Here is a 6,736-nt window from a genome sequence, read left to right on the forward strand (position 1 = left end):
GGGTGTCCCGACAACGCGGCGAGGTGCCGTGCCGGGCGGGCCGGGCCCGGCAAGATCCGGAAGAGACGGCCTAGGGGCGCGGTATCGCCGATCGGGCACGACGCCTCCTGGGCCGTCTCGCCCGTTCGGACGGCCCGGCTGGCCGGGGCGCGCCGCAGCGGATGCCCTTGACTCATGCCAGGTTCCGCAGCCCGCCTCGCGACCCTTCTCTGGGCCCTGCTCATCGTGTCCGCCCCGGCCGCCGCGGCCTGGGCCCGACCCGTGGGCTCGGCGGACAGCCCCGCCGACGTGGCCCTGGCCATCGGGCTCACCTCGGCGGCGGCCGCGGCGACCGGCTGGTGGCTGCGCTCCCGGTACCGCCGCGACTCCGACGGCGGCGAGCCCTGATGCGCCGCTCCCGGCCGAAGGCGGTGCGGGTGTGCTTCGGGGCCGCGGTGCTGTGCCTGTTGGCGGCCGCGCTGCTCGCCGTATGGAACGCGTACGCGCAGACCTGATCCAGGCCGGGCCCCGTCACGCCACCGGTGTCAGGCGGCGAGGTCGCTCTCGTGCGTGGGCGGGGTCTGTGCCTGCGGGAGGCCTACCGGCCGGGGCAGCGCGAGGTTCTTGGACCGTACGAGCCGGCCGCCGCGCCGGGAGCGGGCCACCGCCCGCACCAGCGGATTCAGCGCCGCCATCGCGAGCGGCGCGAGCAGGAGCACCACGGCGGTGCCGAGCGCGAGGCCGCCGATGACGTCGGTCGGGTAGTGGATGCCCATGTAGACGCGGCACAGGCCCTCGGCGAAGGCCAGCCCGATCCCCAGGAGGCCGAACTTCCGGTTCGCCACGAACAGGCCTACACCCAGGGCCATCGCGAGGGTGGTGTGGCCGCTGACGAAGGAGAACTCGGTCCGCCCGAGCCCCCAACCGAAGGCGGGATCGAGCACGTGCAGGCCCTCGTGCTGGCGGAACGGCCGCTGCCGCCCGACGAATTCACGTAGCGGCACATTCACGAGCAGCGCCAGCCCGGCGGCCAGCGGGGCCCAGACGAGCGCGGCGACGGACTCGACGGCGGTGGCCTCGTCCTGCCGGCGGGCACCACGCCAGCACCACAGGACCAGGAGCACCAGGGCCAGCAGGATCCCGTACTCCCCGAGCAGACTCACGACCCGGTCCAGCCACGCCGGAGCGTGCCGAGCCGCTCCGTTGATCCCGTACAGCAGGCTGACATCCACGTTCGGCCCACCTGTTGTGAGTCCAGCCATGGTGACGCGGCCCCTTGCCCTTGCCGTGGTTCCCCTGTGGAACGCACCCCTGTGTGCGCCCCTCCACCCCCACTTGATCAACCCCCGCGCCCATGGAACGCCCGTTCTGGCTCCTACGTTCCATTCTCCACGCAATGATCACTCCAACGTTATCGAAGAGTGACTCATCGTCGCAGCTCAGGGCCTTTGCCTTACGGTGAGTTACGAAGCCGCCGACCCGGCGGCGGACCGCTCCGGCAGCGCCTCGGCACCGTCCTTGGTCACACGCGTCGCACCGAAGTAGTCCGGGGTGTCGATCTTGTCGAACCGGATCACGGCGCCGGTGTAAGGGGCGTTGATCATGTACCCGCCGCCCACGTAGAGCCCGACGTGCCGGATCTCCCGGGAGTTCGTCAGATCATCGGAGAAGAAGACGAGGTCACCGGGCAGGAGTTGATCCCGCGAAGGATGCGCCCCGGCGTTGTACTGGTCGTTCGCCACGCGCGGCAACTCGACCCCCACGGTCTCGTACGCAGCCTTGGTCAACCCCGAACAGTCGAACCGCCCGTCCTGATCGGGCGTCCCGTTGCCGCCCCACAGATACGGCGTGCCGAGCTGCTTCTGCGCGAAGTAGATGGCCCCGGCGGCCTGTTGCGAGGGCGCCACCCGCCCGACGGGCCGTTCGAAACTCTTGGCCAACGTCGTGATGGCCTTCACGTACCCCTGCGTCTCGCGGAACGGGGGCACGCCCTGGTGCTGCGTCACCGCACCGGGGCCGGCGTTGTAGGCGGCCAGCATGTTCGCGACGGGATCTCCGGGCACCTTGCTCACATAACGCGCGAGTTCGCAGTCGTAGGAAGCGGCCGAGGGAATGGCGTCGTTCGGGTCCCAGATGTCGCGATCGCCGTCGCCGTCCCCGTCGATCCCGTGCGTGGCCCAGGTCCCGGGGATGAACTGGGCGATGCCCCGCGCATCGGCAGGACTCACGATGTTCGGGTTCCAGCCGCTCTCCGAGTAGAGCTGGGCAGCGAGGACGGCCGGACTCAGGGTCGGGCAGAGAACGCCCCACTTCTGCACCAGAGCCTGGTACTTCCCGGGTACGGCGCCCTTCGCCAGCCCGACCTGACGGCCACCGGCGTTCGCGATGCCCGCGGCGGCGGAGTACGTGCCGACCACGAGGAGAGCCACGAAGCACAGACACGCTCCGAAGCTGATCCCGCCGATCACCCAGAATCTGCGCACCCGTCAACCCTCCCCCATCGGCCGGTCTTTCACCGGGATTCACCGTTACGTGTCGGATTCATCCCTTTTGCGGCCCGCTGTCGAAGCCGTCGCAGACCAATGTCGTGTGTTCCGTATCCGAGACGGCATGCCGGAACACCACCGTCCAGCCGCCGGGATCCTGCGACAGCGGAGGTGCTTCGACGGTCTTTCCGTTCAGCTGCATGGAGAAGTCGTCCGGGTACGTGACGGACTTCCACTCCACCTCGTCACCTTCGTACAGGTCCTGGGCCTTGGCAACGAACCCGAGCTGGCGATTGTCGGTCACCGCGGTGGACCGGCCGTTCTCGTCGACCTCGTGCTGCGGCTTCACGACGACGGCCACGTAGTACGGCGGCGCGTCGGGGAGCGCGTTCTTGACCCGGAACGCGATCCTCACCTTGCCCGACTTCAACTGCGGGTCGTCCATGGTCCTGGGCACCGAGGTCTGGAAATCCAGCATGCCGTCCCCAGCACCGGTCCGCGCACAGGTGCGGTGGATGGGGTTGTAGTCGTCCAGATTGGGCTCGGTCTGCCTGATGTACGTGGGCGGACCGGCCGGGGGCTTCGACGCGGAAGCGCCAGGGCTCCCCTCACCGGCGGCGGGCGTCTGCGCGGCGGGGCTCCGGCCCTGTTCCCGCCCACCGGCCCGGTCGCCCTCGCCCCCCTGACCTCCCTGACCCCCCAACGGCACCTTCCACACCGCCACGGCCCCGACCACGGCCAGCGCGACCCCGACGGCCACCCACACACCCGTACGACGCATCCGCCCGCGCCCCGGCGTGACCGCGGCCGCGGCCCCCGCCACATCCTGGGTCGGGGTGTAGCCGTGCACCAACCCCGGCCCCTGCGTCCGCATCTCGTGCACCGGTACGACCTCGCCCAGCGCACCGAGCCCGAGGTACACCGGATCGTCGATCAGCGCGTCCCGGACCCCGCACCGGGCGATGACCTCACGCAGGCCCGGCCGCACCGCCGGATCCTTCGCCACGCACGCCTCGATCAGACCCGCCAGAGCCGGCTCCACCCCGACCACGTCGACCGGCTCGTGCACCGACCGGTAGCTCACCGTCGTCGCCACGCCCGTACCGAACGGCGGCCGCCCGGTCGCCGCGTACGCGAGGGTCGCGCCCAGTGCGAAGACGTCCGCCGCCGCCCCGGCCTCCGCACCCAGCAACACCTCGGGCGCGCTGTACCCGGGCGTGCCCGGGGCCTGCCCGTCCTGCGTGAGAGCCGTCTCGCCGACCCCCCGCGCGATGCCGAAGTCGATGAGCTGCGGCCCCTGCGCGCCCAGAATGACGTTCTGCGGCTTGAGGTCCCGGTGCGTCACCCCGTACGCGTGCACACTCGCGAGCCCTTCCGCCAGCGCCGCGAACAACCGCCGGCAGGTGTCCGAGGGCAGGCCGCCCCGCTCCGACACGGCATGACCGAGCGTCGGGCCCGCTACGTACTCGGTCGCCAGCCAGTACGGCGCCCCGGCCAGCGAGGCGTCGATCAGGTTCGCCGTGTACGCCGACCGCACCGCACGCACGGTCTCGGCCTCACGCCGGAACCGGGCCAACGCCTCCGGATGCCCGGTGATCTCGTCCCGGATCACCTTCACCGCGACGAGGCGCCCACCGGGCGACCGCGCCAGGTACACCTGCCCCATCCCTCCGGCACCGAGCCGGGCCAACAGCGCATGCGCCCCGATCTGTGCGGGGTCGACGTCTCTCAGGGCCTCCATCGCCCCGAGCCTGCCACACCGACTTCCGTTGAACGGAGGCGGGTTGACCGGAACGAGGCCAGGATCCGGCTAGGAACGCGGCGCCACGAACAGACTCTGCGCGCTCCGCCCGATGGGCCCCTTCTCGTCGTGCAACCGCGCGTCCGCGAGCCCGATCCCGGCCGCGTCCACACTCGTACGGGCCTCCACGCACACCCACTCGCCCACCGGATGGCGGTGCAGGTGCACGGTCAGGTCACCGTTGATGAAGACGTACCGCCCGAAGTCCATCACCGAACTGATCCCGTTCCCCGAGTCGGCCGCGATCAGCACCCGGTCCAGCGGCCTGGGCTCCTCCCCGGCGACGAGCGGCACCTTCATCCGCATCCAGCAGGTGCCGGGGCCCAGTTCGACGAAGGCGCCCTCGGTGAACCGGGTCTCCATGGCCGAGTGGTAGCCGACCTCCCACGGCACCGGGAAGAAAGGCGTCACCTCCACCTCCCCGGGCGGCGGCAGCTGCGGCCCCGGGACCACGGCCGGAACGGCCTCCTCCGCGACCCGGATCCGCAGGGCCCGCGCCAGCATCACGGGCGCGCCGCCCGCCGGCGCGAGGGCCGCCTCGACCACCTCGGTCCCGCGCCCGGCCCGCAGCACACTGGTGGTGATCTCCAGCTCGCCGATCGGCACCGGGCGCAGGATCTCGTACGTGATCCGGGCGACCCGCATGTCCGTACGCGCACCCGGCCGCTCCTCGACGGCCCGCCCGAGCAGCGCGGCCGGCGGCCCGGCGTGCTGCGACCCCGGGTCCCACGGCCCCCGCGTGTACTCGGTGGCCAGGAACCGCCCGGCGTCGACCCTCTCGAAGAATCCCTCGTACCCCTCGGCAGCACCCATACCGGCCACGCTACCGACAGGTAACCCAGGCCACCAGCCCCCTGCGACCGCCTCAGCGGGCGAACCCCAGCCCCACCCCCAGCCCCACCAGCACCGACCCGATGGCCCGGTTCAGCGCCTTCTGCGCCTTCAGCATCCGGTCGCGCAGCCGCGAGACGGAGAAGAACAGCGCCACCGCCCCGAACCAGCCCAGGTGCGCCGCCGACATGAACAGCCCGTAGCCCACCTGCTGCCACACCGGCGTCTGCGGGTTCACCACCTGCGTGAAGGTCGACACCACGAACAGCGTCGTCTTCGGATTGAGCACATTGGTCAGGAAGCCCGACCTCATCGCCCCCAGCCGGGTCAGCTGCGGCTTCGACTCCAGGTCCACGGTCAGCTCGGCGCGCGCCCGGAAGGTACGTATCCCGATCCACACCAGATAGGCCGCACCCGCAAGCTTGATCGCGGTGAACAGCGCGGTGGAGGAGGCGATCAGCAGACCGACCCCGAGCATCGTGTAGGAGACGTGGACCAGCACACCGGCCGCGACGCCGGCGGCGGCGAACAACCCGGTGGGACGCCCGTAGAGATAGCTGTTACGGACCACCATGGCGAAATCGGCGCCGGGACTGATCACGGCGAGGAGGGTGATGACGGCGACTGCGATCACTTCTGTCATACGGGGATGCTCACCGCCACCGCCCCGTGGATCAAGCCATTCCGGACAGCCGAGGACGCGCGCCCGACGCGCGCCCGACGCGCGACAATGGACGACGTGCCCAGTAGCCCCGCCACCCCCGCCCCCGCGCCCGCCCCCCTGCCGGTCCTGCAGGCCGACTGCGCGAACTGCTTCGCGCTCTGCTGCGTGGCCCTCCCCTTCGCCAAGTCCAACGACTTCGCCGTGAACAAGCCCGCCGGAACCCCCTGCGGCAACCTCCAGCAGGACTTCCGCTGCGGCATCCACACCCGGCTCCGCGACAAGGGCTTCCAGGGCTGCACCGTCTTCGACTGCTTCGGCGCGGGACAGCAGGTCTCCCAGGTCACCTTCGGCGGCCGCGACTGGCGCACCCACCCCGGCACGGCCCGCCGGATGTTCGAGGTCTTCCCGGTACTGCGGCAACTGCACGAGCTGCTCTTCTACGTCAGCGAGGCCCTGACCCTCCCGGCCGCCGCCCCGGTCCACGGGGACCTGCGCCGGGCCCTGACGGAGACCGAGGAATGGACCCGGGCCGACGCAGAGGCCCTGGTGGGCCTGGACGTCGGCGCCCTCCGGCAACGGATCAACACCCTGCTCCTGAAGACGAGCGAACTCGTACGGGCGAAGGTCCCGGGCCGCAAGAAGAACCACCGCGGCGCGGACCTGATGGGCGCCCGCCTCTCCGGAGCCGACCTGCGCGGCGCGAACCTCCGCGGTGCCTACCTGATCGCCGCCGACCTCACCCGCGCCGATCTCCGCACGGCCGACCTGATCGGCGCGGACCTCCGCGACACCGACCTCCGCGGCGCGGACCTGCGCGAAGCCGTCTTCCTCACCCAGCCCCAGCTGAACGCGGCCCAGGGCGACCCGACCACCCGAATCCCCCCTTCCCTCACCCGCCCCACCCACTGGACCTGATCCACCCCACCGGCCCCGCACCCGCCCAACCCCGCCGGGCGCTCCCCCAACCCCGCCGGG

The 6,736-nt window shown here is 71.5% G+C and carries 7 protein-coding genes; 2 read left to right on the forward strand and 5 right to left on the reverse strand.

Annotated features, from left to right (window positions below):
- Positions 1-174: 174 nt before the first annotated feature.
- On the forward strand, positions 175-387 hold the full coding sequence (locus AB8A24_RS42635; RefSeq protein ID WP_328962701.1) for a hypothetical protein: 213 nt from the start codon (positions 175-177) through the stop codon (positions 385-387).
- Between the two features lie 137 nt (positions 388-524).
- Here the strand turns inward: AB8A24_RS42635 and AB8A24_RS42640 are convergent, their stop codons facing one another.
- The 5 genes from AB8A24_RS42640 to AB8A24_RS42660 form a co-directional block, all read right to left on the reverse strand.
- Positions 525-1,241, reverse strand: coding sequence for a phosphatase PAP2 family protein (locus AB8A24_RS42640; RefSeq protein ID WP_328962700.1), 717 nt, complete (start codon positions 1,239-1,241; stop codon positions 525-527).
- Positions 1,242-1,442: 201 nt separating this feature from the next.
- Positions 1,443-2,462, reverse strand: a complete 1,020-nt coding sequence (locus AB8A24_RS42645; RefSeq protein WP_369479198.1) for an NlpC/P60 family protein — start codon at positions 2,460-2,462, stop codon at positions 1,443-1,445.
- A 58-nt stretch (positions 2,463-2,520) separates the two neighbouring features.
- Entirely contained in the window at positions 2,521-4,206 is a 1,686-nt protein-coding gene (locus AB8A24_RS42650) for a serine/threonine-protein kinase (RefSeq protein WP_369479199.1), read from the reverse strand.
- Positions 4,207-4,275: 69 nt separating this feature from the next.
- Positions 4,276-5,079 carry a thioesterase family protein gene (locus AB8A24_RS42655; protein ID WP_369479200.1) on the reverse strand — a complete coding sequence of 268 codons (804 nt, stop codon included), beginning with the start codon at positions 5,077-5,079 and terminating at the stop codon, positions 4,276-4,278.
- 52 nt (positions 5,080-5,131) lie between these two features.
- Entirely contained in the window at positions 5,132-5,740 is a 609-nt protein-coding gene (locus AB8A24_RS42660; protein WP_030728571.1) for a LysE family translocator, read from the reverse strand.
- A 96-nt stretch (positions 5,741-5,836) separates the two neighbouring features.
- Here AB8A24_RS42660 and AB8A24_RS42665 point away from each other — a divergent pair, with 96 nt between their 5' ends.
- Positions 5,837-6,676: a pentapeptide repeat-containing protein gene (locus tag AB8A24_RS42665; protein WP_328962696.1), complete on the forward strand. Its 840-nt coding sequence runs from the start codon at positions 5,837-5,839 to the stop codon at positions 6,674-6,676.
- Positions 6,677-6,736 lie beyond the last annotated feature (60 nt).

It is taken from the genome of Streptomyces sp. BF23-19 (assembly GCF_041106355.1).
In the GTDB taxonomy this organism is placed as follows: Bacteria; Actinomycetota; Actinomycetes; order Streptomycetales; family Streptomycetaceae; genus Streptomyces; species Streptomyces virginiae_A.

Coding starts and splice junctions, on each gene's coding strand:
- AB8A24_RS42635 (WP_328962701.1), top strand. CDS start 175: ATGCCAGGTTCCGCAGCCCGCCTCGCGACCCTTCTCTGGGCCCTGCTC.
- AB8A24_RS42640 (WP_328962700.1), bottom strand. CDS start 1,241: ATGGCTGGACTCACAACAGGTGGGCCGAACGTGGATGTCAGCCTGCTG.
- AB8A24_RS42650 (WP_369479199.1), bottom strand. CDS start 4,206: ATGGAGGCCCTGAGAGACGTCGACCCCGCACAGATCGGGGCGCATGCG.
- AB8A24_RS42655 (WP_369479200.1), bottom strand. CDS start 5,079: ATGGGTGCTGCCGAGGGGTACGAGGGATTCTTCGAGAGGGTCGACGCC.
- AB8A24_RS42660 (WP_030728571.1), bottom strand. CDS start 5,740: ATGACAGAAGTGATCGCAGTCGCCGTCATCACCCTCCTCGCCGTGATC.